General features: G+C 63.7%; 25 protein-coding genes. 9 read left to right on the top strand and 16 right to left on the bottom strand.

The features are described from left to right. Positions 1–42: 42 nt before the first annotated feature. The 5 genes from paaZ to OE747_RS06055 form a co-directional block, all read right to left on the bottom strand. On the bottom strand, positions 43–2,064 hold the full coding sequence (gene paaZ / locus OE747_RS06075; protein ID WP_263827713.1) for a phenylacetic acid degradation bifunctional protein PaaZ: 2,022 nt from the start codon (positions 2,062–2,064) through the stop codon (positions 43–45). Between the two features lie 155 nt (positions 2,065–2,219). Next, a complete protein-coding gene (locus tag OE747_RS06070) occupies positions 2,220–3,572 on the bottom strand; it encodes a TRAP transporter large permease (protein WP_263827712.1) in 1,353 nt (450 codons plus the stop codon). Further along, on the bottom strand, positions 3,569–4,075 hold the full coding sequence (locus tag OE747_RS06065) for a TRAP transporter small permease (protein WP_263827711.1): 507 nt from the start codon (positions 4,073–4,075) through the stop codon (positions 3,569–3,571). Before OE747_RS06065 ends, OE747_RS06070 begins: the two co-directional genes overlap by 4 nt. Positions 4,076–4,131: 56 nt before the next feature. Then, complete coding sequence (locus OE747_RS06060; protein ID WP_263827710.1) at positions 4,132–5,151, bottom strand: TRAP transporter substrate-binding protein; 1,020 nt, start codon at positions 5,149–5,151, stop codon at positions 4,132–4,134. Positions 5,152–5,222: 71 nt separating this feature from the next. Beyond that, the gene (locus OE747_RS06055) at positions 5,223–7,268 is read right to left on the bottom strand and encodes an FAD-dependent oxidoreductase (RefSeq protein ID WP_263827709.1); all 2,046 of its coding nucleotides are present in this window, start codon (positions 7,266–7,268) and stop codon (positions 5,223–5,225) included. A 102-nt stretch (positions 7,269–7,370) separates the two neighbouring features. Between OE747_RS06055 and paaG the strand changes: the two genes are divergently transcribed. The 5 genes from paaG (at position 7,371) to OE747_RS06030 (ending at position 11,565) form a co-directional block, all read left to right on the top strand. After that, positions 7,371–8,156 (top strand): 2-(1,2-epoxy-1,2-dihydrophenyl)acetyl-CoA isomerase PaaG, encoded by a 786-nt coding sequence (paaG, locus tag OE747_RS06050; protein WP_263827708.1) that lies wholly within the window; start codon positions 7,371–7,373, stop codon positions 8,154–8,156. Between the two features lie 2 nt (positions 8,157–8,158). After that, positions 8,159–8,587, top strand: a complete 429-nt coding sequence (gene paaI / locus OE747_RS06045; protein ID WP_263827707.1) for a hydroxyphenylacetyl-CoA thioesterase PaaI — start codon at positions 8,159–8,161, stop codon at positions 8,585–8,587. Positions 8,588–8,602: 15 nt separating this feature from the next. Continuing rightward, the gene (paaK, locus tag OE747_RS06040) at positions 8,603–9,913 is read left to right on the top strand and encodes a phenylacetate--CoA ligase PaaK (RefSeq protein ID WP_263827706.1); all 1,311 of its coding nucleotides are present in this window, start codon (positions 8,603–8,605) and stop codon (positions 9,911–9,913) included. 3 nt (positions 9,914–9,916) lie between these two features. Next, on the top strand, positions 9,917–10,513 hold the full coding sequence (locus OE747_RS06035) for a TetR/AcrR family transcriptional regulator (protein ID WP_234164031.1): 597 nt from the start codon (positions 9,917–9,919) through the stop codon (positions 10,511–10,513). A gap of 233 nt (positions 10,514–10,746) precedes the next feature. Then, positions 10,747–11,565: a class I SAM-dependent methyltransferase gene (locus OE747_RS06030; protein ID WP_263827705.1), complete on the top strand. Its 819-nt coding sequence runs from the start codon at positions 10,747–10,749 to the stop codon at positions 11,563–11,565. 218 nt (positions 11,566–11,783) lie between these two features. Here the strand turns inward: OE747_RS06030 and OE747_RS06025 are convergent, their stop codons facing one another. The 10 genes from OE747_RS06025 to OE747_RS05980 form a co-directional block, all read right to left on the bottom strand. Next, positions 11,784–12,542, bottom strand: coding sequence for a Phenylacetic acid catabolic protein (locus OE747_RS06025; protein ID WP_263827704.1), 759 nt, complete (start codon positions 12,540–12,542; stop codon positions 11,784–11,786). A 10-nt stretch (positions 12,543–12,552) separates the two neighbouring features. Next, positions 12,553–13,626 (bottom strand): 1,2-phenylacetyl-CoA epoxidase subunit PaaE, encoded by a 1,074-nt coding sequence (paaE, locus tag OE747_RS06020; protein ID WP_263827703.1) that lies wholly within the window; start codon positions 13,624–13,626, stop codon positions 12,553–12,555. A gap of 10 nt (positions 13,627–13,636) precedes the next feature. Beyond that, a complete protein-coding gene (paaD, locus tag OE747_RS06015; protein WP_263827702.1) occupies positions 13,637–14,098 on the bottom strand; it encodes a 1,2-phenylacetyl-CoA epoxidase subunit PaaD in 462 nt (153 codons plus the stop codon). A gap of 4 nt (positions 14,099–14,102) precedes the next feature. Further along, entirely contained in the window at positions 14,103–14,864 is a 762-nt protein-coding gene (gene paaC / locus OE747_RS06010) for a 1,2-phenylacetyl-CoA epoxidase subunit PaaC (RefSeq protein WP_263827701.1), read from the bottom strand. Further along, the gene (gene paaB, locus OE747_RS06005; RefSeq protein WP_011046505.1) at positions 14,864–15,148 is read right to left on the bottom strand and encodes a 1,2-phenylacetyl-CoA epoxidase subunit PaaB; all 285 of its coding nucleotides are present in this window, start codon (positions 15,146–15,148) and stop codon (positions 14,864–14,866) included. The genes paaC and paaB overlap by 1 nt, the downstream gene beginning before the upstream one ends. 94 nt (positions 15,149–15,242) lie before the next feature. After that, positions 15,243–16,235, bottom strand: coding sequence for a 1,2-phenylacetyl-CoA epoxidase subunit PaaA (gene paaA, locus OE747_RS06000; RefSeq protein WP_263827700.1), 993 nt, complete (start codon positions 16,233–16,235; stop codon positions 15,243–15,245). A 15-nt stretch (positions 16,236–16,250) separates the two neighbouring features. Next, positions 16,251–17,453 carry a 3-oxoadipyl-CoA thiolase gene (pcaF, locus tag OE747_RS05995; protein WP_263827920.1) on the bottom strand — a complete coding sequence of 401 codons (1,203 nt, stop codon included), beginning with the start codon at positions 17,451–17,453 and terminating at the stop codon, positions 16,251–16,253. Between the two features lie 186 nt (positions 17,454–17,639). Continuing rightward, on the bottom strand, positions 17,640–18,032 hold the full coding sequence (locus OE747_RS05990; RefSeq protein WP_263827699.1) for a carboxymuconolactone decarboxylase family protein: 393 nt from the start codon (positions 18,030–18,032) through the stop codon (positions 17,640–17,642). 85 nt (positions 18,033–18,117) lie between these two features. Further along, on the bottom strand, positions 18,118–19,206 hold the full coding sequence (locus OE747_RS05985; RefSeq protein ID WP_263827698.1) for an aromatic ring-hydroxylating oxygenase subunit alpha: 1,089 nt from the start codon (positions 19,204–19,206) through the stop codon (positions 18,118–18,120). Beyond that, positions 19,203–20,090 (bottom strand): MurR/RpiR family transcriptional regulator, encoded by an 888-nt coding sequence (locus tag OE747_RS05980; RefSeq protein ID WP_263827697.1) that lies wholly within the window; start codon positions 20,088–20,090, stop codon positions 19,203–19,205. The genes OE747_RS05985 and OE747_RS05980 overlap by 4 nt, the downstream gene beginning before the upstream one ends. Positions 20,091–20,159: 69 nt before the next feature. Here OE747_RS05980 and OE747_RS05975 point away from each other — a divergent pair, with 69 nt between their 5' ends. The 3 genes from OE747_RS05975 (at position 20,160) to OE747_RS05965 (ending at position 25,191) form a co-directional block, all read left to right on the top strand. After that, positions 20,160–22,616, top strand: coding sequence for an FAD-dependent oxidoreductase (locus tag OE747_RS05975; protein WP_263827696.1), 2,457 nt, complete (start codon positions 20,160–20,162; stop codon positions 22,614–22,616). A gap of 178 nt (positions 22,617–22,794) precedes the next feature. Then, positions 22,795–23,901 (top strand): mandelate racemase/muconate lactonizing enzyme family protein, encoded by a 1,107-nt coding sequence (locus tag OE747_RS05970; protein WP_263827695.1) that lies wholly within the window; start codon positions 22,795–22,797, stop codon positions 23,899–23,901. 9 nt (positions 23,902–23,910) lie between these two features. Continuing rightward, positions 23,911–25,191, top strand: coding sequence for an aspartate aminotransferase family protein (locus tag OE747_RS05965; RefSeq protein WP_263827694.1), 1,281 nt, complete (start codon positions 23,911–23,913; stop codon positions 25,189–25,191). A gap of 14 nt (positions 25,192–25,205) precedes the next feature. Here the strand turns inward: OE747_RS05965 and OE747_RS05960 are convergent, their stop codons facing one another. Continuing rightward, entirely contained in the window at positions 25,206–25,424 is a 219-nt protein-coding gene (locus OE747_RS05960) for a DUF1127 domain-containing protein (protein WP_263827693.1), read from the bottom strand. A 245-nt stretch (positions 25,425–25,669) separates the two neighbouring features. On the opposite strand from OE747_RS05960, the gene OE747_RS05955 reads away from it, so the two are divergent. After that, positions 25,670–26,506, top strand: a complete 837-nt coding sequence (locus tag OE747_RS05955) for a c-type cytochrome (protein ID WP_263827692.1) — start codon at positions 25,670–25,672, stop codon at positions 26,504–26,506. The last annotated feature ends 38 nt before the right edge of the window (positions 26,507–26,544 follow it).

Genomic DNA, 26,544 nt, shown 5'->3' with positions numbered 1-26,544 from the left:
GGATTTTGAAGGCCCTGCCGGGGGTCCGGCAGGGCCGGACGCTCAATAGGCGTTCATGGTCAGCAACTCGTATTCCGCGACCTGCTCGTCATCCTGATTGGTCAGCGTCACGTGCCAGCGCACTTCGCCATATTCATCGGTGCGGCGGGTCTTGGCCTTGACCGAGAGGCGCACCTTGATGCTGTCCCCGGCCGAAACCGGTTTCATGAAACGCAGACCGTCCAGCCCGGTATTGGCCAGAACCGGCCCCTCGTTCGGCTCGACGAACAGACCGGCAGCAAAGCTGAGCAACAGATAGCCATGCGCCACCCGGCCCGGGAAGAACGGGTTCCGCTTGGCGGCGGCGTCATCCATATGGGCATAGAAGGTGTCGCCGGTGAAATGGGCGAAATGTTCGATATCGTCCATGGTGACGGTGCGCGACGCGGTGTTCAGCGTCTCGCCAATCGACAGCTCGTTATAGCGGCGGGTAAAGGGATGCGCGGGGCCTGCGACCTCGGTCGCGCCGGGCACCCATTTGCCGCCGATCCGGGCCAGCATCTCGGGCGAGCCCTGCACGGCGGTGCGCTGCATGTAATGCTTCACGCCCCGCACGCCGCCCATTTCCTCGCCCCCGCCGGCGCGGCCCGGGCCGCCATGCACCATATGCGGCAGGGGAGAGCCGTGGCCGGTCGACTCCTTCATCGAGTCGCGGTTGTTGATGTAGATGCGCCCGTGAAAGGCGCCCGCGCCCATCACCACATCGCGCGCCACATCGGCGTCATGGGTGATCAGCGAGGTCACCAGCGAGCCGCCGCCGCGATTGGCCAGCGTCACCGCATGATCCATGTCGCGATAGCCCATGACGGTCGAGACCGGGCCGAATGCCTCGGTATCGTGCACGCGTTGGGCGCGGTCGGGATCGGCGCAGTGAAACAGCATCGGCGGCACGAATGCGCCGTTTGCCAGATCGCCCGACAGGCCGGGATCCATGGTGAACACCAGCTCGGCCTCTTGCCCGATGATCGCGGCCTTGGCCAGCACATCGGCCTTTTGCCCGCCCGAGACCAGCGCGCCCATGCGGGTGGCCTCGTCACGCGGGTCGCCGATCACGGTCTTTGCGAGGCGCGCGCTCAGCGCCTCGATCACCGCCTCGACACGCGGCTGCGGCGCGATGATGCGGCGGATCGCGGTGCATTTCTGCCCCGCCTTGGTGGTCATCTCGCGCGCGACCTCCTTGATGAACAGGTCGAACTCGGGCGTGCCCGGCTCTGCATCAGGGCCAAGGATCGAGGCATTGAGGCTGTCCTGTTCGGCCACGAAACGTACCGAGTTTTGCAGGATCACCGGGTTCGAGCGCAGTTTCAGCGCGGTATCGGCGGAGCCGGTGAAGCTGACCACATCCTGGCAGTCCAGATGATCCAACATGTCGCCAAGGCCGCCAGACACCAGTTGCAGGGCGCCCGCGGGCAGAATGTCGGCCTCCAGCATGATGCGCACGGCCAGTTCGGTGACATAGCAGCTGTTGGTCGCGGGCTTCACGATTGAGGGGACACCGGCCAGCAGGGTGGGGGCCAGCTTTTCCAGCATGCCCCAGACCGGGAAGTTGAAGGCGTTGATATGAACCGCCACGCCTTGCAGCGGGGTGCAGACATGCTGGCCCAGGAAGGTGCCGTTGCGGCTCAGCTGTTCCACCTCGCCGTCCAGATAGATCTGGCCGTCCGGCATCTCGCGCCGTCCCTTGGAGGCGAAGACGAACATGGTGCCGATGCCGCCGTCGATGTCGATCAGGTGGTCGGACTGGGTGGCGCCGGTGTCGAAACTGGCAGCGTAAAGCTCGGCCTTGCGGGCGGTCAGCGCCTGACCCAGCGCCTTGATCATGCGGGCGCGGTCATGGAACCCCAGCTTGCGCAGGGCGGGTCCGCCGGTGTTGCGGGCATGATCGAGCATCGCCAGAACGTCGAGCGCGTCATTGCCCGCGCTGGCAATCGGCGCGCCGGTGATGGCCGAGGCGATGGTGCGGGCGCCCGCGCCGGGTGCGACCCATTGGCCGGCGGCAAAGCTGGAAATCTGTTGAAGGGCCATGGCAGTCTCCTGTTCCTGTCGCCCGCCAGTCTAGCCGGTCGGGGGCGTGATTGTGTATGATGGTATTCGCGACCGAACGGTCGGTCAATAAAATTCCAACATATTGGCGCGCACAAATGAAAACCGCCGGGCCTTTCGGCCCGGCGGATCAGGGATCAGTGGCCCATCGCGCCCATCTGCTCTGGCAGATAGAGCACCACCACCGGCACCAGCACGATCAGCGCCAGGCGGAAGATGTCTGCGACCCAGAACGGCGTTACCCCGCGAAAGATCGTGCCGGTCGAGACATCGCCCACCACGCCCTTGAGGATGAACACATTGAGGCCCACCGGTGGCGTGATCAGGCTGATCTCGGTCACCACCACCACGACGATGCCGAACCAGATCGGGTCATAGCCGAGCGAGGTGACCAGCGGAAAGAAGATCGGCACGGTGAGCAGCAGCATCGACAGCGATTCGAACACGCAGCCCAGGATGATGTAGATGCCAAGGATCATCAGGATCACCACAAACGGGGCCACATCGTACGCCGTGACCATGGCAATCAGCGCTTCGGGCAGACCGGCGAGGTTGATGAAGTTGGAAAACACCTGTGCCCCGATCAGCACCGAAAAGAGGGACGCGGCGGTGAATGTGGTCTCTTTCAGCACCTCAAAGGTCGAGCCAACCGTCAACCCGCCGCGAAAGAGCGCGATCAGGAACGCGCCTGCCGCGCCCATGCCCGCCGCCTCGGTCGGCGAGAAGGTCAGGTTCAGCGGGTGAAAGTCGAAGGCGCCGTAAAGCCCGCCGATCACCAGGAAGAACAGCAAGAGCACCGCCCAGACCGACCCCAGCGCGCGGAACCGCTGGCCCCAGCCCGCGCGCTCGCCCGCCGGACCCGCCGCAGGGTTGCGCCACACGGTCCAGCGCACGGCGAAGAGATAGAACAGGATGCCCAGGATACCGGGAATGATGCCCGCCATGAACAGTTTGCCGATCGAGGTTTCGGTCAACAGGCCATAGATCACCAGAATGACCGAAGGCGGGATCAGGATGCCCAGCGTGCCACCTGCCGCGATGGAGGCGGTCGACAACTCGTCGGTATAGCCATAGCGGCGCATTTCCGGCATCGCGACCTTGGACATTGTGGCTGCCGTTGCCAGCGACGAGCCGCAGATGGCCGAGAAACCGCCGCAGGCGGCAACCGTCGCCATGGCGATGCCACCCCGGAAATGGCCCATGAAGGCGTTCGACACCGCATAAAGCTCGCGCGCCATGCCGCCCTTGTTGACGAAAAGCCCCATCAGGATGAACAGCGGCACCACGCTCAGGCCATAATCCTGCGCGGTATCCATCACCTGGCGGCCCACCATGGACATCGCGGCCTTGAGCCCGCGTTCGTCCAGGATCGAGCCGCCGCGCTCATAGGCAAAGCCCAGCGTGCCGACCAGACCCATGGCAAAGACGATGGGCAGGCGCAACAGCACCAGCACCAGGACAAGTGCAAAACCGATCAGTGCGGCAGTCATTTCAGGGCCTCCGAAAGCAGGCGGGGAGCAAAGAGATGCATGAGGCCGGTCACGATCAGCGCAACCGCGCTGATGCCCACCGAAACGGCGATGAACCAGCCCACGATGTAGGTGGGGATCGCCAGGTACTCGGTCACGTCGCCATAGCTGCGCGACCGTTCGGCCAGCACCCAGACGCTGCTCATCGGCCAATAGAGCATGATGCCGCTGACCAGATGGATCAGCCCGTCGCGGATCCGGTCCAGGCGCAGGCGGTGAAAGATTCCGTCGGTCAGGTCGACGGCGATCTGGCCGTTGTTGACCGAGATGATGGGAAGGACCGAGAACACCAGAACCGCCATCAGGATGCGGGTCAGTTCGGTCGCGGCCTCGATGGGCGCGTTCAGGACGGATCTGAGGATCACGTCGCAGAAGGTCATCACCATCAGGATGAAGAGGGCAAGGCAGGCCACCAGCACAGGCGCAAAGCTGGCGTGGCGGGCAAGCCGGATCAGGGACGTCATGGGTTCCTCCGGCGGGCTGGCTGGGGCGGCGGTGGCCGCCGCCCCGGTGAAAAGGCTCAGTTCGCGGCCATTTCCGACTTGATCAGGTCATAGGCGGCCTGCGCGTCGACGCCGGTGGCGGCGACCTCGGCAATCACCTTCTCGCGCACATCGGCGGCGATGGCGGCGAATTTCTCAAGATCCGCGGTCGAGGCAGCGTTGATTGCGTTGCCGGCGGTTGCCTCGGTCTCGGCGCGGCCAATGGCGTCGATCTCGTCCCAGATCTTGCCGAGTTCACGGCTCAGCGGCTCGCCGAACACCTTTTCCTCCAGCGCCTTCTGGATGTCCTCGGGCAGGTCGGCAAAGGTGTCCTCGTTCATGATGAAGGCAAAGGAGCCGCGATAGAGGCCGCCGGGCATCTCGTAGACGTTCTGGGCAACCTCGGTCAGCTTGAAACCTTTGCGCGACTCGAACGGCATCACCACGCCGTCGGCGGCCTTGGAGGCGAGCGTTTCATAGACTTTGGGGGCCGGAACCTGGATGCCGGTGGCGCCCAGGGCGGTGCCCACATCGCCACCGACACCGCCGGGGATGCGTACCTTGAGACCTGCGATCTGGCTCATCTCAGTGACCGGGGTGGTCGAGTGCAGCTGTGCGGGACCATGGGTGTGCAGCGCGATCAGCTTGACGCCGCGATGCTCGTCGGCCTTGCCAAGATACTGCTCATGGGCGCGCCAATAGGCGACCGAGGCGGCCTCGGCCGAGCCTTCGTAACCGGGCAGTTCGATCAGCTTGTAACCCACGAACCGGCCCGGCTGGTAGCCGTGGAAGACGATCGACAGATCGGCGGCGCCGTCCTGGATCAGGTCCATCTGAGCGGGCGGCGGGGCGATGCCCAGTTTCAGCTCGGCGGTGACCTGACCGTCGGTGGCCTCTTCGACCATTTCGACGAATTTGGGCCACATCATCGCGTTGATGCCATGGGTCGGGGGCGCCCAGCTGGAGATGGTCAGCGTGTAATCCGCCGCCATCGCGATGGTGCCGCTGACGGCCATCGCCGCCGAAGCCAGAAGGGTGCTGAGTTTGGTCAGTTTCATGGGTTTTACTCCTCCCTGAAAACGTGAGTCGAGAATGCGTTAATGGTCCTTTTTGTAACCATCAACGGCGGTTAAATTTCTACTGATGGGGCTCCCCTTGGCGCCAGAACCCACGAACCGGGGCTTTCGCTGGCGACCAATTCCATGATTTTCATGGTTTTTTCCCAGCCTTGCGATTGGGCCAGATGCATCGGCCCGCCCCGGTGCCGGGGAAAGCCGTATCCGTGCAGTTGAACCATATCGACATCCTCGGCGCGTTCGGCGATGCCTTCGGAAACGATTCGGGCGCCTTCGTTGGCGAGCACCGCAAGCAGGCGCTGGGCGATCTCTTCGGCGCTGAAGGGGCGCCGGGTTATGCCCCGTTTGGCCGAGTAGTCGACGATCAGCGCCTCGACCTCGGGGTCGCGTTCCGGAGAACGCGATCCTTCGGAGTATCGGTACCAGCCCTTGCCGCTGCGCTGGCCCAGACGATCCATCTCGCAGAGCGTATCGGCGATGCGCTCATAGCGCTCGGCGGGGTCGCGGGTGGCGGCCTGCCGCTTGCGGTTGGCCCAGGCGATTTGCAGCCCGGTCAGGTCCTGCAACTCGAACGGGCCCATCGGCAGCCCCTCGGCCCGCATCGCGGCGTCCACCTCATGCGGCAAAGCACCGTCGGCCAGCAGGTACTCCGCCTCGCGCCGATAGGCGGCCAGCATCCGGTTGCCGATGAACCCGTCGCAGATACCCGACAGGACCGAGACCTTGCGCAGCCGCTTGCCGAGCGCAAAGCCGGTGGCCAGCACCTCGGGCGCGGTATCGGGGGTTTTGACGATTTCGAGCAGCTTCATCACATGCGCGGGGCTGAAGAAATGCAGGCCCAGGCAGCGCGCCGGGTTCGGGATATCGGTAAAGATCAGCTGCGGATCGAGGTAGGAGGTATTGGTCGCCAGAATGGCATCGGGGCGCATCACGGCGGCCAGATCAGCAAAGACCGCGCGCTTGACGTCCAGATCCTCGAACACCGCCTCGATGGCCAGATCAGCACTGGCGGCATCAGCATAAGTGTCTGTGGTGCTGAGCCGCGCCAGCATGTCGGCCTCGGCGCTGAGGCTGATCTTGCCGCGCTTGACGCCCGCCGCGACCAGCCCGGCAACCCGTTCCCGTGCCGCCTGTGCCGCCGCCGCGTCGCGCTCGATGACGGTGACGGACAGCCCGCCGCCAAGACAGGCCATGGCGATCCCGGCCCCCATCAGCCCGCCGCCGACAATGGCAACACGGCTCAGATCGCGCGGGGTGACCCCGGCGATGGTATCGGGCCGGGCGACAAGACGTTCGGCAAAAAAGGCATAGCGCAGGGCGCGGCTTTCGTCGGACTGGCGCATTTCCAGATGCAGGGCGCGTTCGCGCGGTTGGCCCTGGTCAAAGGGCAGGCCGGCCCATTGCAGCGCGTCGAGATTGTGCAGCGGTGCGGCGCGGCCTTTGGCCGCCTTGGTTAGGGCGCGTTTGGTTTCGGCAAGTGTCTCGGGGTCCAGTGCCTTTACCTGCCGCAGCCGGGTCTTTTCCGGGCGCGGTGGCAGGTTACTGACAAAAGCCCTTGCCGCAGCCCGCAAATCGCCCTCGGAAATCTGGTCGAGGCCCCCTAGCGCCAACATTTGTTCGGCGCGCAGCATCTTGCCGGAACAGGCCATGTCGATGGCCGCCATCATGCCGATCAGGCGCGGCGCGCGTTGGGTGCCGCCCGCGCCTGGGATCAGGCCCATATTGACTTCGGGCAGGCCGAATTTGGTGCCGAGCGCGGCGATGCGCCAGGCGCAGGCCAGCGCGATCTCGAACCCACCGCCTAGGACGGTGCCATGCATCGCCGCGACAAAGGGTGTTTCGCTGTCCTCGATCATCTGCACCACGTCGGGCAGATGCGGTTCCTCGGCGGGACGGTCGAACTCGGTCATGTCACCGCCCGCGACAAAGGTGCGGCCGCCGCAGGTCAGAATCGCGACGCGGTCGCCCTGCACCTCGGCCACCGCACGGGCGAGCCCGGCGCGCACCGGGGTCGAGGTCGCGTTGACCGGCGGGCTGTCGATCTCGACCCAGGCGATATCGCCTTCGCGCCTTACCGTAACCACCTCGTTTTCGCCCATCGCTCCGCCTCCACCGGTCGAGAATCAATTGCGAAGAATTTATTGACCAACCGTTCGGTTTATGCAAGATGGTTGTTGAAACATTCGCAAAGCGGGGCGGAGATGAGCGATACGATTCTTGCGCAAGATCATGGGAACTGGGTGGAAATCACGCTGAACCGCCCGGATCGGCTGAACAGCTTTACCGACGAGATGCACCTGGCGCTGCGCGCCGCGCTGGAGGGCGCGCGCGACAATGGCGCCCGTGCGGTGCTGCTTACCGGGGCCGGGCGCGGGTTCTGCGCCGGTCAGGACTTGGGCGACCGCGACCCGTCGAAAATGGATGGCCCGCCCGATCTGGGCTATACCGTGCGCACTTTCTATGCGCCTTTGGTGCGGCTCATCCGCTCGCTCGATTTCCCGGTGATCTGCGCCGTTAACGGGGTCGCCGCGGGCGCGGGCGCCAATATCGCGCTGGCCTGTGATATCGTGCTGGCGGGCGAAAGCGCCAAGTTCATCCAGTCCTTTGCCAAGGTGGGGCTGATCCCCGACACAGGCGGCTCGTGGCACTTGCCGCGCCTGTTGGGCGAGGCGCGCGCCAAGGGGCTGGCGCTGACTGCACAACCCCTGCCTGCGAAACAGGCCGAGGACTGGGGCCTGATCTGGAAGGCGCTGCCCGACGACCAGTTGATGACCGAGGCGCGCGCCATGGCCGAGCAGTTCGCCAATGGCCCGACGCTGGGTTTTGGTCTGACCAAACGCTGCATTCAGGCGGCCTGTGTCGACACGCTCGAAGATCATCTTGAACTCGAGGCCGATGCCATGAAAACCTGTGGTGAAAGCGCCGATTATGCCGAAGGCGTCAGCGCCTTTCTGGAAAAGCGCGCACCAAGGTTTCAGGGTAAGTGAGCATGACACCAAAAGAACGGGCGGAACGGTCGGCTGCGGCCATGTGGTCGGGTGACAACGCCTCGAAATGGGCGGGGATGGAGATTACCCGCGTCGACGAGGGGCTGGCGGTGCTGGAACTGACCGTCGCCGCGCATCACTGCAACGGGCATGGCATCTGCCATGGCGGCGTGACCTTCATGCTGGCTGACAGCGCCTTTGCCTTTGCCTGCAACAGCCGCAACCAGTCGACCGTCGCCCAGCACAACGTGATCAGCTATATTGCGCCGGGCCAATTGGGCGACCGGCTGACCGCCACCGCGACCGAGGTCAGCCTGACCGGGCGCAGCGGGATTTACGACGTGAAAGTGACCAATCAGGACGGCCGCACCATCGCCGAGTTTCGGGGCATGTCCCGGGCGATCAAGGGCCACCTGTTCGACGAGGATTAAGGCGAGGAGGACGTCATGAAGGACCTGAGCCCCAAGAAAGAAGACCTGGATCCGATCGAGATTGCCTCGGTCGACGAGATCCGCGCATTGCAGCTGGACCGCCTGAAATGGTCCTTGCGTCATGCCTATGACAACGTGCCGATGTACAAGCAGCGGTTCGACGAGGCGGGCGTGCACCCCGACGACCTGCAAACGCTGGCCGATCTGGCCAAGTTCCCGTTCACCTACAAGAACGATCTGCGCGACAACTATCCCTTTGGCCTCTTTGCCGTTCCGCGCGAACAGATCATCCGCCTGCATGCCTCCTCGGGCACCACGGGCAAGCCGACGGTGGTGGGCTATACCGCCAATGACATTTCGAACTGGGCCGATCTGGTGGCGCGCAGTTTGCGAGCGGCGGGTCTGCGCAAGGGCGACATGATCCACAACGCCTATGGCTACGGCCTGTTCACCGGGGGGCTTGGCGCCCATTACGGGATCGAGCGGCTGGGCGCCACCGTGGTGCCGATGTCGGGCGGCCAGACCGAGAAGCAGGTGGGCCTGATCACCGATTTCAAACCTACCGGCATCATGGTGACCCCGTCCTATATGCTCAACATCCTTGAGCAGTATCACAAGGTCGGCATGGACCCGCGCGAAAGCTCGCTCCAGGTGGGTGTGTTCGGTGCCGAACCCTGGACCGACGCCATGCGCAAGGAGGTCGAAGAGGCGTTCGACATGCATGCCGTCGATATCTACGGCCTGTCCGAGATCATGGGGCCGGGTGTGGCCAATGAATGCGTCGAGACCAAGGATGGCCCGGTGATCTGGGAGGATCACTTCCTGCCCGAGATCATCGACCCGGTCACCGGTGAGGTGCTGCCCGATGGCGAGATGGGAGAGCTGGTCTTTACCACGCTGACCAAGGAAGGCCTGCCGATGATCCGCTATCGTACCCGCGACCTGACCCGGCTGTTGCCCGGCACCGCGCGCTCGATGCGGCGAATGGAAAAGATCACCGGTCGCAGCGACGACATGATCATCCTGCGCGGCGTCAATGTCTTCCCCAGCCAGGTCGAGGAACAGGTGATGGCCACCGGCGGCATTGCCCCGCATTACCAGATCGAACTGTACAAGGCCGGTCGCATGGATGCGATGCGCGTCTTTGTCGAAGCGCTGCCCAACAAGACCGACGAACTCAGCAAGACCGCCGCCGCGCGGATGCTGACCAAGCGGATCAAGGACATTGTTGGCGTTTCGACCGAGATTGTTGTAGGCAATCCCGGAGATGTCGAACGCAGCCAGGGCAAGGCCAAGCGCGTCGTCGACAACCGCGACAAGGAGTAGGGTTTGGCCCGGACGATTGCCAAGGACCACGATCAGAAGCGCGCCCAGATATTGAAGTCTGCGGCGCGCGTCTTCGCACGCGAGGGGTTCGACCGCGCCTCGATGACCCAGCTCGCGCGCGAATGCGGGATATCAAAGGCCAATATCTATCACTATTACGACAGCAAGGATGCGATCCTGTTCGACATCCTCGAAACCTATCTGCACGACCTGCGCGACCGCATCTGCGGCATCGAGATCGACGGGCTGAGCGGGCCGCAGCGGCTGCATACCGTGGTGCGAGAGATTTTGCTCGCCTATCAGGGTGTGGATGACGAACACCGGGTGCAGACCAGCGGCATGTCGGCCCTGCCCGTCGAGCAGCAGAAACAGCTGCGCGGATATCAGCGAGACATGATCGGGTTTCTCAGCGATATCCTGAACGGCATCGCGCCCGAAACCTTTGCCGGCAACCCGGGCAAGCTGCGCGGCGCCACCATGTCGGTCTTCGGCATGCTGAACTGGTATTACATGTGGAACTCCGGCGCCGACACCGCCGCGCGCGAGGACTATGCCCGCATGGTCAGCGACCTGACGCTGCACGGGCTCAAGGGTCTCTGATCCCGGGAAGAGACGCGCGCCGTACCGTTCTTAACACGCGCAGCAGGCCCGCGTTGGCTTGATGCGCGACACGGCGCTTCCCGCTTTGAAAGTCCGCAACGTGGACGATCGAGGCTGCATAGGAACCGAGTAATCGCCGTGTCTGACCTGCCCAGCCGATAGAGCATCAGCGGTCGTTTTGAGCTTCCTTTGGATCGTGGTAGCCTCGGAGCAACAATAGAGGGGACGAGAACATGTCCGACTTCGAAGAGTTCGGTGCACTTGAGAGGGATGGCTGGGCTAACGGTGGCATTGTAGATGCATATATCAAGTACTTCGTTCCCATAACGGACCATGTAGGTAACTACATTGCTGAAAATCACATTGTCGCCCAAGACAAAGTTCTCGACCTTTGTTGTGGACAAGGGACATTGACGGCTGTGGTGTCAGAAAAAGGGGCGAACGTTACTGGGTTAGACTTCTCGCCCGAAATGCTTGTAAAGGCTCGCAGGTCTGCGCCCTCTGCAGAGATCGTCGAGGGAGATGCCATGGCGATGCCCTTTGACGATGCCATATTCGACAAAGTTATTTGCAATTTCGGCATGATGCACATACCGGATCAACCAAAAGCGCTTTCGGAAATCCGGCGTGTTTTGAAACCCAATGGCGAATTCATCATGGCAACTTGGGTCGGGCCTACTGCATCACCTGCATTTGCAGCCGTTTTTGGCGCCATGAAGACCCATGCAGATTTTTCTGCCGCACCATCACAACCAGACCTGTTCGCATTTGCGGGGCGTGAGTACGCGGCAACGACGATGGCCGCAGCGAGGTTGAAGATACTCAATCACGAAACAGTCGCTTCTGAATGGGTTCTGGATGAGCCATCTGAGTTGTTCGATATCTTCCTTACCGCAACCGTTGGCGCGGGCATGCTAATAAGAAGCCAGACTGACGGGACGATTGAGAAGATAGCGGCGTCAATTGCTGAGACTGTCAGCAGCAAGTTCAATGATGGTTCAAAGTTTCGAGTGCCGGTGCCTGTCGCTGTTATCTCTGCAAAAGCAAGCTGACATCACGTCCGCTTCGGGCTCGAAACTGCCATTCGCCCATCCAGTCGTAGTGTATCCGTGTCCGCTCTCGTTGGGATAGTCAGAGGCAAACAGGACGGAAGCGTCCGGCGCGCGTGGCGTCATCATCCTCGCAGAACCGAGGGGGCGTAAGGGGGGACCGGCTCGTTGGCCGGCCCGATAGTGCGATACCGGGGCGACAGGGGCGCCCCGGCGGCAATTCAGGGGCGTTTCAGGCCCAGGCTGTCCAGCAGGTTGGCGGCTTCGGCCTCCCAACGGGTGCGCATCTCGGCATTGCCGGTGCGGCGCAGGCCCATGGCGCGCAGCGTCTCGGTCCGCCCGGCGCTGCCGGTGCCAAAGCTGGCGGCGACTCGCGGCCACCAGTAATCGGCCGAGGCTTGCAGGGCTTCGACCTCGCCGTCTTCGACCAGCTTTGCCGCGCCTTCCAGCGCCAGTTCGCCATGCCGGGTCTCGATCGGGGCGATGGCACGGAACGCCTCGGCCAGCGGCTGGTACGAGATCATGGTGAAATCGGCCAGCTGCACCACCACGGCGCGCGCCATCAAGAGGTTCATCATCACCGCGTCGGCCCAGCCCTGGATCGGGTAGTTGAACACCGCCAGCCGCATGTCCTGCTCGGTCCGGGCGGCGCCGATATCGGCATCCCGCTCCAGCCGCGCGGTCCAGGGATGGTGGTTGGCATAGCGCTGGGTGTCAGCCCCGAACTCTCCCATGATCCGCAGCACGCGGTCGGCATTGTCGGTCTTTTCCAGCACGATCTTGGCGGCGGCGATCCGCTCCTTGATCCCCGGACCCTGGTTGATGATATCGGCAAACCCCGCCGCACCGGCCAGTTCGCTGTCCACGAAGGTGGCCATCAGCTTCATCAGCTCGGCGCGATAGCGCGCGGGCACGTTGGTTGGATTGGTCAGCATCCCGCCAGCGGCGAGATAGCTGTCGATCGTCATATCTTCGGCCATGTCTCTCTCCTCACTGGTCGTAGTCGACAACGACATTGTCGGTCAGCGGATAGGCCTGACAGCTGAGCACATAGCCCTTCTCGACCTCGTAATCCTCAAGCGCGTGGTTGGCGACCATTTCGACCTCGCCTTCCAGCACCCTACAGCGACATGTTGAACAAACTCCTGCCTTGCAGGCATAGGGCGCATCCAGGCTGTTTTGCAGGGCCGCATCCAGGATCGACAGGTCCTTGGGCATGTCGAAACTCTGGGTGGCGCCGTCCAGCGTGACGGCGGCGCGGGTCTGGTTGGCCCCCTTGGCCGCCTCGGCCGAGACCGCCTTGCGCTTGGCCCGGCCGGGCTGGGCGCTGGCGAACAGCTCGAACTTGATCTGCGCATCGCTCAGCCCGTGCGCGCGCAGGGCGGCGGCAATGCCCAGCATCATCGGCTCAGGCCCGCAGATAAAGGCGGTGTCGACATGCTGGATGTCGATCCAGTGCTCGAACAGCTGGCCGCATTTCTCTTCGGTGACCAGACCGGTGAACAGCTCGATCTCTTGCGCATCCGTTTCCAGGATATGCAGCACGTTGAACCGGCCCATGTAGAGGTTCTTGAGATCCTCCAGTTCCTCGCGGAACATGATCGTGTTCACGCCCTTGTTGGCATAGACCAGCGTGAACTGCGACCGGGGCTCGCGCGCCAGCGTCGTCTTGATGATCGACAGCACCGGGGTGATGCCCGAGCCACCGGCAAAGCCCAGATACTGTTTCTCGGCGCCGGGATCGAGCGGGGTGTGAAAGCCCCCCATCGGCGGCATCGCCTGAACGGTGTCGCCCACCTTCAGCTCTTCGTTGGCCCAGGTCGAGAAGGCGCCGCCATCGACGCGCTTGATCCCGATCTGGAGCACGCCGTCATCCTTGCCCGAACAGATCGAGTAGGAGCGGCGCAGTTCCTCGCCATCGAACGTGCGGCGAAAGGTCAGGTATTGGCCTTGGGTGAAATCAAACTCGCTGGCCGCGCCATTGGCGGGTTTCAGCGTGACCACGACAGCGTCGCGGATCGTCTTGTGGATGTCGGTGACTTCCAGATCGTGAAAGCGTGCCATCCGGTCCTCCTCAGATACATTTGAAATAGTCGAAGGGTTCCAGGCAGTCGGTACAGCGCCAATGGGCCTTGCACGGGGTCGAGCCGAACTGGCTCACCTTTTCGACCGCCTTGCTGCCGCAGCGCGGACAGCGTTCGGGGCCGCCGGCGGGGCGGGGCGGGGCGATGCCGTATTCCTCCAGCTTCATCTTGCCCTTGTCGCTCAGCCAGTCGGTGGTCCAGGCGGGGGATATCCGGGTCTTGATCCGGATATCCCGGATGCCCCGTTCGCGCAGCGCAGTCTCGATATCCATCGAGATGATCGAGGTCGCGGGGCAGCCCGAATAGGTGGGAGTGACGGTCACGGTCAGTGTCTCCCCCTCCCAGGCGACATCGCGCACGATGCCCAGATCGACGACCGAGATCACGGGGATCTCGGGGTCTGGAACGGCGTCGAGCCAATCCCAGACCTGCTGTTCCGACGGTTGTGCCATGTGCTTACCAGCGCGCGCCGGGATAGGCGCGTTGCAGCCATTGCATGCTGGTCAGGAGATGGCCCAGATGCTCGGTATGCATGCGCCCGTCGCGGCCGCCCTTGTGGGCGAAACCCGATTTCGGGATGCTCAGTGTCGCCTCGGCCATGACCTCGGCCAGGATCGCGTCGTAGTCGGCGCGCAGGCTGGCCGGATCCGGGGCGATGTCCGCCGCGACCATCTCGGCATCCACCGCGTCGCCGGCGAACAGCTCACCTACGTAAGGCCACAGGTAATCCAGCGCCTCTTGCATGCGCGCATGGCTTTCCTCGGTGCCGTCGCCCAGGCCGATCACCGTGTCGCGCGAGCGTTCCACGTGATAGGTGACCTCTTTCACCGCCTTTTCGGCGATGGCGGCGACACGCTCGTCCGAGGATCCCTTGAGCCGCTCAAGCATCAGCTTGTGCCAGCTGTCGAACAGGAACTGGCGCATCAGGGTGCGGCCGAAATCGCCGTTCGGCACCTCAACCAGCAGCGCGTTGCGGAAATCCCAGGCGTCGCGCAGGAAAGCCAGATCGTCGGCGCTCTTGCCGTCGCCCTGAACCTCACCGGCGAGGGCCAGCCACATCTGCGTCTGGCCGATCAGGTCCAGCGCGGTGTTGGCCAGCGCGATATCCTCTTCCAGCACCGGTGCGTGACCGCACCATTCGCTGACCCGGTGGCCAAGGACCAGGGTATTGTCCCCCATCCTGAGCAGGAATTGCAGGAATGCGTCGTCGCGGGTCATTACATGGCCCCCACTTCTTCGGGAATGTCGAAGAAGGTCGGGTGACGATAGACCTTGCTTTCGCTGGGCTCATAGAGCGGGCCCTTGTCGCTGGGCGAGCTGGCGGCGACATGCTGCGCCTCGACCACCCAGATGCTGACGCCTTCGTTGCGGCGGGTATAGACGTCGCGGGCGTTCTTGATCGCCATTGCTGCGTCGGGGGCGTGCAGGCTGCCCACATGGCGGTGGCTCATGCCGTGCTGGCCGCGGATAAAGATTTCCCACAGGGGCCATTCGTTTTTCATCAGTCGATCTCCTCCTGACTGGGCGCGGGACAAAAACCCGGTGGCAATACCCCGGAGCCGCGCGCTGCGATGCTTTGCGTTTTTGTCTTCGGTCTTACTCGGCCGCCATACGGGCGGCCGCTTTCTTGCGGGAATGGGCCAGCAAACCGTCGCGCACCCATTGGCCGTCGTCCCAGGCCTTGCCGCGGGCCGCCAGGCGGTCGGTGTTGCAGGGGCCGTTGCCCTTGATCACGTTGAAGAATTCCGACCAGTCCGGGTCCGAGAAATCGTAATGGCCACGTTCCTCGTTCCACTGGATATTCGGGTCGGGCAGATCGAGGCCCAGATACAGGATCTGCGGCACCGTCTGGTCCACGAATTGCTGGCGAAGCTCGTCGTTGGTCTTGATCTTGATCTTCCAGGCCATCGACTGTTCCGAATGGACCGAGTCCTTGTCCGAGGGGCCGAACATCATCAGCGCCGGGAACCACAACCGGTTGACCGCGTCCTGTGCCATCTTCTTCTGCTCAGGCGTACCAAACGCCATCGCCATGATCGCGTGATACCCTTGGCGGGCATGAAAGCTCTCTTCCTTGCAGATGCGGATCATCGCGCGGCTGTAGGGGCCGTAAGAGGTGCGCTGCAACGCCACCTGGTTGATGATTGCCGCCCCATCGACCAGCCAGCCGACCGCGCCGATATCGGCCCAGTTGAGGGTCGGGTAGTTGAAGATCGAAGAGTATTTCATCTTGCCCGACAGCAGCATCTCGACCAGTTCATCGCGGCTGACACCCAGGGTCTCGGCGGCAGAGTAGAGATAGAGTCCGTGGCCTGCCTCGTCCTGCACCTTGGCCAGCAGGATCGCCTTGCGTTCCAGCGTCGGCGCACGGGTGATCCAGTTGCCCTCGGGCAGCTGGCCCACGACCTCGGAATGGGCGTGCTGGCCGATCTGGCGGATCAGGGTGCGGCGATAATCCTCTGGCATCCAGTCCTTGGGCTCGATCTTGATATCCGCGTCGATCTTGTCCTGGAAGGTACGTTCCTCGTCGGACATCTCATCGCGGGATTTAATGCCATCGCTGGCGGTCTTGATCATCTGCGCATACATTCGGGCTCTCCTCCCTTACACACGTTCCAGGATCAGGGCAGCGCCCTGACCAACTCCGACGCACATGGTGCAGAGCGCATAGCGCCCGCCGGTGCGTTTCAACTGATAGGCCGCGGTCATCACCAGACGCGCCCCCGACATGCCCAGCGGGTGGCCGATGGCGATGGCGCCGCCATTGGGGTTCACATGCGGCGCATCGTCGGCAACCCCAAGCGCCCGCAGGGTGGCAAGTCCCTGCGAAGCGAAGGCTTCGTTCAACTCTATCACATCCATCTGCTCGATGGTGAGCCCCGCGCGTGCAAGTACCTTGCGGCTGGCGGGAACCGGCCCGATGCCCATCACGCGCGGCTCGACACCTGCGACCGACATGCCCACCACGCGGGCGATGGGGGTCAGGCCATTCCGGGCGGCAGCGGCCTCGCTTGCCATCAGGATCGCGGCGGCACCGTCATTGACGCCCGAGGCATTGCCTGCGGTCACGCTCTTGTCGGGGCCGTTCACGCCCTTGAGCTTGCCCAGCTGCTCGGCGCTGGTGCCGGGGCGGGGGTGTTCGTCGGTATCCACCACGAGGGCATCGCCCTTGCGCTGGGGGATGCTCACGGGTGTGATCTCGTCGCCAAAGACGCCAGCCGCATGGGCAGCCGCCCAGCGGGCCTGGCTGCGGGCGGCGAAGGCGTCCTGATCGGCGCGCGAGATATCATAATCCTCGGCCACGTTGTCGGCGGTCTGCGGCATCGAGTCGGTGCCGTACATCTCGTGCATCTTCTTGTTGATGAAGCGCCAGCCGATGGTGGTGTCATAGACCGCGTTGGCGCGGGTAAAGGCGCTGGTCGCCTTGGGCATCACAAATGGCGCCCGGCTCATGCTCTCGACACCGCCGGCAATGGCCATGTCATAATCGCCGGCCTTGATGGCGCGGGCGGCCATGCCGACCGCGTCCATGCCGCTGGCGCAGAGCCGGTTCACCGTGGTGCCCGGCACATCGACCGGCAGCCCAGCCAGCAAAGCGGCCATGCGGGCAACGTTGCGGTTGCTTTCACCGGCCTGGTTGGCGTCGCCATAGATCACATCGTCAAGGTTGGCCCAGTCCACCTGCGGGTTGCGCGCGACCAGGGCGGCCAGCGGCACGGCGGCCAGATCGTCGGTGCGGACCTGGCTCAGGGCGCCACCATAGCGTCCGATCGGGGTGCGCTGCGCGTCGCAGATGAATGCGTCCATGGTCATGTTTTCTCCGTCTCCTCCGTCACCATTAGGTGACCGCTTGGTCGGGTAATACGTGGGAAAATGATTCGCGGCAAGATAAATGTAACGAAAAATGCCTATCTGTAAAAAATCGGTAACATAATTGGGTCTGAAAAGGAAAAGGGCCCGTTGACAGGGCCCTTGCGGTGAACATGCGCCGGATCAGATCTGACCGGCCTCTTCCAAAACCTTGCGCGCCACCCGGAAACACTCCAGCGCCTGCGGTACCCCGCAATAGATGCCGACAACATGGATGATGGACCGGATCTCGTCCTTGCTCACCCCGTTGTTCAGCGCACCCCGGCAATGGATTTCCCATTCGTGCATCTTGCCGAGAGCGCCGATCATGGCAAGGTTCATCATCGAGCGGGTCTTGGGCTCGATCACATCGTCACCCCAGCCGAACCCCCAGCACCAGGCGGTCATCGCCTCTTGAAACGGACGGGTGAAATCATCGGCGGCGGCGAGGTTGCGTTCGACATATTCCGCGCCAAGCGTACCCTTGCGTTGCGCCAGGCCCTTGAGGAACAAGTCCTCGTCAAAAATTCCGGTCATCCAGTCCTCCAAATCGTGTCGATCCAGCGCCGACCCCAAAATTTTAGCAAGATTTTGGGACAAATTTTTCCAAAAATTTGTCTGCTCAGACCTCGACCGCTTCGCGCATCCAGTGTTGCAGCTTGGCGATCGAATGTTCCGACATCACGCCACAGGCGGGGTCCAGCACCAGCGGGCCGGGCCGGTAGCCGCGCGATTTCAGTCCGCGATGCACCGACTCGACCAGCCGGATATCCTCCTCGACCGTGGTCTGGCGGTCCTGTATCGCAAGCCGCCGGATTACATCGTCATCGACGCCACCGACCGTGTACCAGCCGCGCCAGACGGTGCAGCGGTCCACGTCCGTCGCGCGCCAGTGATAGGTGTTCAGAACATTGCCCGGATAGCACTGGAACGAGAACATCGGCCACAGGAACCACGACCGGTAGTCGCCCGCATGCGGCACATTCAGGTCGATGGGATAGGTCATCCGGTCCAGGCTCTGGCATTCGGTCACATGGCGCAGGACATAGCCGGTTGGCGAGGGCTGAATGTCATAGGTCTCGGGTTTGACGACACCGGTGGCAAAGGTCGGGTGGTTTGTCGGGCAGTGATAGCATTCCGAGTAGTTCTCGACCGAGACCTTCCAGTTGCAGGCTTCCGGGATCTCGACCCATTCCAGCGGTTCCAGCGCATCCACATGCGGCACAAAATCCGCCAATTCGTCACGCACGCCGGGGTACCAATCGTCCATCGGGGCGGCATTTTCGTCGAGATTGACGAAGATGAACCCGTGGAACAGCTCGGTCCGCACCGGGGTCAAACAGATCTCGGACCGCTCGAACCCCGGCACCGCCTTGGTGTTCGGCCCGGCGCGCAATTCGCCGGTCAGCTCATAGGTCCAGGCGTGATAGGGGCAGACCACCACGCGGGTATTACCGCTGCCGGTGACCATCTCATGCGCCCGGTGCTGGCAGACGTTGTAGAATGTCCGCAGCGCGCCGTCACGCCCGCGAATACAGAAAAGGTTCTCGCCCGCGATCTCGAAAGCAAAGTAATCGCCGGTGTTCCGGACCTGGCTGACATGACCGGCAAATTGCCAGGTGCGCGCCAGAAGCCCCTGCTTCTCCTGCGCATAGATCTCCGGATCGGTGTAATAGCGCGCGTCCAGCGAGCGCGTGAGCGGAGCAGTCATTCACGATCCTCTGCATAAAGGCCAAGCCGGTGGCGGCGCAGGTGAAACTTCTCGACCCGCTCGACGATCTCGTCGCTGGCCGAAGCGATGACAAAGGACAGGAGCGTCTCGAGCAGGGCGATGGTGGAAACCGATGATGGAAAGAACTGCGGCGTATCGGCGGCCACTACAAAGGGGTGATCAGCCATCATGATGACCGGGCTCGCGCGGCTGTCCGAGATGCCGATGATGGTCAGCCCCTGGTCTCGGGCCAGTTTCACCGCCTCGATCACCTCGGTTCGGTAAGGTTTGCAGGTCATCGCGATCAGCACGTCCTGGCTATCGGCCCAGGCCAGATCATCGACCGCGTTCGAGCCGGGCTGCGGGATGGCGAGAAACTGTTTCATGCCGGTCGAGGCGAGATAGGTGAAGTTGCGCGCGTTCGCATTCATGACGCCAACGCCCAATGTGAACACCTGTCGGCTGCCCCAGATCACCTCGCCCGCAGCGCGCAGCGCCTCGGCGTCGATCCCGGCAAAGGTCTCCTCGATATTGCGGATCGCGGCGCCCACCATGTCGGCATAAAGCCCGCCCAATTCGCCCGAGCGGCCGATATCCTGCAACCAGCGCGCCCGGTCGGGAAAGCTTGCCGTGCCGCGCCGGATCGCGTCGCGGAAGGGCGCGCGGAAATCCTCGTATCCGTCAAAGCCCACCTGCCGCGCCATGCGGACAAAGGTGTTGGGCTTCACATTGGCCGCCTCGGCGATCTCGCGCACGGTGGAGACCCCCACGTCGGCGGGGTTTTCCAGCACATAACGGGCGGCCTTCTGCGCTTCGGGCGTCAGGGTGTCCCACTCCTCGGCGAGGCGGCTCAGAACTGCGGATGATACATTTGTGTCATTCATGATTGACGATGGTACAAATATGACATTAGCCTGTCGAGAGAAATCGCGACTCGTGAAGTGGAAAATTTCATGTCCCAGCAGAACCTGCCCACCCATGCGCGTGTGGTTATCGTCGGCGGCGGCGTCATGGGGGTGGGCCTGGCCTACCACCTGGCGCATGAAGGGTGGGGCGCCGAGACCGTCCTGCTGGAAAAGGCGGAGCTGACCAGCGGCAGCACCTGGCACGCGGCGGGGCAGATCACCCATTCGACCAGTTCTTTCGGCCTCGGCAAATGCGTCGATTACAATATCGGTCTCTACTCAGGAAAGCTGGAGGCCGAGACCGGGCAGGCGGTGACATGGCATGGCTGCGGCTCGTTCCGGCTGGCCTATACCCAAGACGAGATGGACTGGCTGCGCCACACGCTGTCGGTGGGCACCGCGTTGGGGTTCAACATCGAGTTGGTCGGGCCGAAGCGGATTGCCGAGCTGCACCCGTTCTACAATCTCGACGGGGTCCTGGGCGCACTGCACACACCCGATGACGGGCATGTGGACCCGACAAACGTGACCATGGCGATGGCGGCGGGGGCGCGACAAAAGGGCGTGCGCATCTTCCGCCACACCCGCGCCACCAACATCACGCAAGCGCCGAACGGTGAATGGCTGGTCGAGACCGAAAAAGGCACGATCACCTGCGAACATGTGGTCAACGCGGGCGGCACCTATGCCCGGCAGATGGGCGAATGGTCGGGCCTGCAACTGCCGATGACCTCGATGACGCACCACTATTTCGTGACCGAACCGGTGCCCGAGTTCCAGTCGCTCGACCGCGAATTGCCGGTCATCCGCGATGACCGCAAGGTTTCGGGCTATATCCGGATGGAGCAGAAGCGCGGCCTGATCGGCATCTATGAAAAGGCCAATCCCAACGCGGTCTGGATCGACGAATGCCCCTGGGATTACGAAAACTGGCTGTTCGACGCCGATTACGACCGGGTCATGCCCTGGCTCGAAGAGAGCCTCAACCGCATGCCGATCTTTGCCAATCTCGGGATCCAGCGCGAGGTGCATGGCGCCATAAGCCACCCGCCCGATGGCAACCCGCTCATTGGCCCTGCACCGGGCGTGCGCAACTACTGGTGCTGCTGCGGCACCCAGATCGGTATCGGCTGGGGGCCGGGCCTCAGCCGTGAACTGGCCCGCTGGATCGTGCATGGCGCCGCCGACATCTCGATGCGCGAGTTCGACCCGCGCCGGTTCGGGGCCTATGCCACCAGGGACTGGCAGGTCGTGAAGGCCAAGGAAGACTACTGCCTGCGCCACGAGATCCCGTATCCCCATTTCAACCGCCTGGCCGGGCGCCCGGTGAAACCCTCGCCGCTCTATGACCGGCTCAAGGAAAAGGGCGCCGTATACGAAGAGGTCTATGGCCACGAACGCCCGCGCTGGTTCGCGCGCGGGATCGAACAGCGCGACCACTACGGCTTTGGCCGCACCCCGGTGCATGACATGGTCGCGACCGAATGCGCCGCCGTGCGCAGCGCCGCCGGGATCATGGATATTTCGGCCTTTACCAAGGTCGAGGTCTCGGGCCCGGATGCGGGTGCGCTGCTCGACCGTCTCACCGCCAACCGCCTGCCGCAAAAGGTGGGGGGCATCGCGCTTACCCATATGCTGAACCGGCGCGGCCGGATCGAGCTGGAAACCACCTTAGTCAAGCTGGAAGAGCACCGCTATTACCTCGTCTGCGCCGCCTTCTTCGAACAGCGCCTGCTGGATCACCTGGCCGCGCATCGCGGCACGGCGGAGATCACGGTCCGCAATCTCTCTACCGACTGGGCCGCGCTGGCCCTGAACGGCCCCCGCGCGCGCGATATCCTTGCCGCCTGCACCAATGCCGACCTGTCGAACATGCACTTCAAATGGCTGACCGCGCAGCAGATCACTGTCGCGGGCCACAGCCTTTGGGCCATGCGCATGTCCTATGCCGGTGAACTCGGGTGGGAGCTGCACATTCCCCGCGACCATGCGCTCGCGGTCTATGACGCGCTCTGGGCGGCGGGCGAGGGCCATGGCCTGACCGACTATGGCAGCTTCGCGATGAACGCGCTGCGCATGGAAAAGGCGTTCAAGGGCGCTGGCGAGCTGACCAACGAGGTGACACTGGCCGAGGCCGACGTGCTGCGCTTTGCCCGTACCGACAAGGAGTATCTGGGCCGGGACAAGACCCTGAACGCGGGCAACCTGCCCTGGGTCTGCGCCTATCTCGAGATCGAACCGGACGGCCGCTTCGACGGCAATGGCGGTGAAGCGGTCCGGCTCCACGGCAAGGTGATAGGCTCCACCGCCTCGGTGGCCTACGGTCACGCCGTCGGCAAGATCCTCGCCTTTGCCTATGTCAAACCACAGGTAAACATCCCCGGAACCGAGGTCGAGGTGATCATCGCCGGACACCCCCGCAAGGGTCGCATCCTTGGCGCGCCCGCCTACGACCCGGACAATGCCCGCCCCCGCACCGATCTTCGGGCGGAGCCAGTGCTATGATCCGGTCCGGTCCTTCATTCCGCTGCAAATACTCCCGCCGGAGGCATCCGACCCCACCATCCGCGACCACGCTTCAGCACAAGGCGCAGCATCGCCACGCAATGCGAATGGGCGCCGATCACGCCGCATCTCCTCTCCGGTGCTTGGAGCGGCCAGGCAATCCCGAGGTGATCCATCAATGACACGCATCACCCGCATATCGCTCTGGCATGTGCCGCTGACCAGCCATACCGCCTATTACATGGCCGATGGCAAGACCTGCGACACGGTCGAAACCGTGGTCCTGGCGCTCGACACCGATAGCGGCCTGACCGGCTGGGGCGAGGTCTGTCCGATCCCGCATTACCTGCCTGCCTATGCGCGCGGCGTTGCGCCCGCGCTGACCGAACTGGCCCCGGTCCTGCTGGGCGCCGATCCCGTCGGCCCCGAGGCGCTGATGGCGCGGGCCGAGCGGCACCTGCCCGGCCACCCCTATGCCAAGTCGGCGCTGGATATCGCGCTCTGGGACATCACTGGGCAGGCGGCGGGGCTGCCGATGCATGCGTTGCTGGGCGGGCAGCAGGCCGCGGATATGCCGCTCTATCACTCCATCACCTGTATCGCAGCCGACGAGATGGCTCGCATCGCCCGCGACGCTCAGGCGCAGGGGATCACCCAGTTTCAGGTCAAGCTGGGCGCTTCGGGCGACTGGCAGACCGATGTCGAGCGCTTGACAAAGGTGCGCGAGGCGGTGGGGCCGGGGCCGCTGGTCTATGGCGACTGGAATTGCGGCGCGATCTCGCTGGAGGCGATCCGGGTGGGCCGGGCCGTGGCGCATCTGGATGTGATGCTGGAACAGCCCTGCGCGACGCTGGAGGATTGCGCTCGTGTCCAACACGCCACCGGTCTGCCGATGAAGATGGACGAACTGGCCCATGACACGGCCTCACTGCTGGCGGCGCACAGGCTGGGCATCATGGATGCGGTGGCGCTGAAACTGTCGAAGTTCGGCGGCCTCTCCGCCACTCGCCGGGCGCGCGACCTGTGCCTGTATCTGGGGGCGAAGATGTGCATCGAGGATACCTGGGGCAGCGACATCACCACTGCCGCTCTGCTGCACCTGGGCGCCGCCACCGATCCCGCGCGCCTGCTCAATGTCTGCGACCTGTCGGGCTATGTCGCACCCCGCCTTGCGCCGGATGCGCCGGTGCGCAACGCTGGCCGCATCGCACCGCCCGACGGTGCGGGACTTGGCATCGCGCCCGACCGCGACAGCCTCGGCGCACCCGACCTGATCCTGGACTAGGAGATATCCATGCTCACCACGCTCAGCCAATCCGATTGGGCCGCCCGCGCCCGCGCCGTCCTGCCCGGCGGCGGTTTTGGCAATTTCGACCCATCGCTCTTTATTCGCGAGGGCCAGGGCAGCCGGGTTTGGGACGAGGACGGCAAGGAGTATGTCGACCTGCTGATCGGTTCCGGCCCCATGCTGCTGGGCCATGGCCACCCCGAGGTGCTGGAGGCCGTGGCCGAACAGCTGCCGCGCGGCATGACCTTCTTTGCCAACAACACTGCTGGCGTGGAACTGGCTGAGGAAATCTGCCGCGCCGTGCCCTGCGCCGATCAGATCCGATATGTCTCGTCGGGCGGCGAGGCCGACATGTACGCCATCCGCCTCGCCCGAGCCTTTACCGGCCGCGACCGGATCGTCAAGTTCGAGGGCGGCTATCACGGCATGAGCGCCGAGGCGCAGATGAGCCTTGCGCCCGCCCGTATGGTGAACTTTCCGCAAGCGGTGCCCGACAGCGCCGGCATCCCCGAAAGCGTGCGCGCCGAGATGCTGATCGCGCCATTCAACGACCCCGACTATATCCGCTCGCTCCTGGCCGAGCATGGGCATCTGGTCGCCGCGATCATCGTCGAGCCGTTGCAGCGGATCATCCCGCCCGAACCGGGGTTCCTGCACCTCCTGCGAGAGGAGGCCGACAGATACGGCATTGTGCTGATCTTTGACGAGATCGTCACCGGGTTCCGCCTTGCCTATGGTGGCGCACAAGAGCTTTATGGCGTGCGTCCCGACATTGCCACGCTGGGCAAGATCATCGGCGGCGGCTTTCCCCTGGCCGCCATCGCGGGGCGCGCCGACATCATGGCGCATTTCGACAAGGCGGCGGTAGGGGCCGACAAATGGCTGATGCAGCTGGGCACGCTGTCGGGCAATCCGGTGGCGGCGGTCGCGGGGCTGAAGACGATGGAGATCCTGCGCCGCGAGGGCCAGTACGACCGCCTGCGCGACAATGGCCGACGGCTCATGGCCATGGCGTCGGCGGCGCTGGCGGCGCAGGGGGTGACCCACCGTGTGGTGGGCGATCCTACGCTCTTCGAGGTGGTGTTCACCAAGGGAGAGGTGCGCGACTATCGCGACGTGTTCAGCGCCGATACCGCGCGCGCGGCGCGGTTCAACAAGGTGCTGATGCAGGAGGGGCTGTTCAAGTCGCCGGGCAAGACCTATCCGTCATTGGCCCTGACCGAGGATGACTTTGCCGTGGCCGAGGCCGCCTATGCAAAGGCGGCCGTAGCGATTGCGCAAAGCTGAGGGGCGGGTCTGGATCAGACCCACTCGCCCATCACACGCCGGATGATGTCCTCGCGGCGCATGCCACGCGCGGCCAGCTCTGCATCGCTGAGCGCGGACAGGGCGTTGATCTGGCGCACCTTGGCGTTAGCCTCGCCAACGCGCACCAACGCGTCGAAGATGCCGGTGAAGATATCGGCGACCACGCCGGGGAGCGCAGTCAGCGAGCGGGTGTGAGCGGTGGAAATGGCCATTCTGTCCTCTAAACGGATAATCTGCGTTGACCTGAATTTATGCTGCATGTGCAGCATGGACCACCGCCGACAGGGCATAGCTGCCGTGCAGATTCCGCAAATCTGTATTTTGCAGGCCGGTTTTGCCCACTGCTCCTCACCTGATTTGACAGAATGTCGCACCCGTGCCATGCTGATACTCCAAAACCTCGGAAAATCAAGGTTTTGGACAGGGTATGGGCCTGACTAAGGGGAGGGAGGCCGGAATGAAATTCATGATACTCGCGGGTATTCTCGCGGCAGTCGCAGGTATGGCACAGGCCGCGCCAAGCGTTGAGCGCGGGGAATATCTGGTCCAGGGGCCAATGGGCTGCGGCAATTGCCACACGCCACTGGGGCCACAGGGGCTGGACATGAGCATGGATCTTGCGGGGCGCGTCGTCGAGGACAACGAGCATTTCACCGCGATATCCGCCAATATCACACCGGCAGGTCGTGTCTCGGGCTGGAGCGATGCCGAACTTGCCCGCGCCATCCGCGAATGCATCCGGCCGGACGGGTCGCTGATCGGGCCGCCGATGCCCTGCGCCGTCTATCGCGGCATCGGGGACGAGGATCTGGCCTCGGTAGTGATGTATCTGCGCACTGTACCCGGGGTGCAGAACGATCCGGGACAGTCCACTTATAACATCCCGTTGCCACCGGCCTATGGCCCGCCCATCGACAGCGTCACCGCGCCCGAGCGGGCGGCGACCGCCGAATACGGTGCCTACCTGGCGGGTCCCATCGCGCATTGCGTCGAATGCCATTCACCGATCGGGCCGCAGGGACCGATGATGGATGCGGCGCATCTTGGCTCGGGCGGCTATGAATTCGTTGGACCATGGGGCAGTGTCACTGGCCCGAACATCACCAGCCATGCCGACGGGCTGGCCCGTTACACCGATGACGAGATCAAGACCATCGTGACCAAAGGCATGCGCCCCGGCAACGCTCCGATGATGCCGCCGATGCCCTATCCCTATTTCTCGCGGTTCACCGAGACGGATCTGGACGCGCTGGTGGCCTATCTACGAGTGATGCCGCCGCTGCCGGGTAACTGAGCAAACAACAGGACCGCCGCCCACAGGGCGGCTGTCCC

Source organism: Ruegeria aquimaris (assembly GCF_025751555.1).
GTDB lineage: Bacteria > Pseudomonadota > Alphaproteobacteria > Rhodobacterales > Rhodobacteraceae > Ruegeria_B > Ruegeria_B aquimaris.
This window is presented reverse-complemented; position numbering and strand designations above follow the sequence as displayed.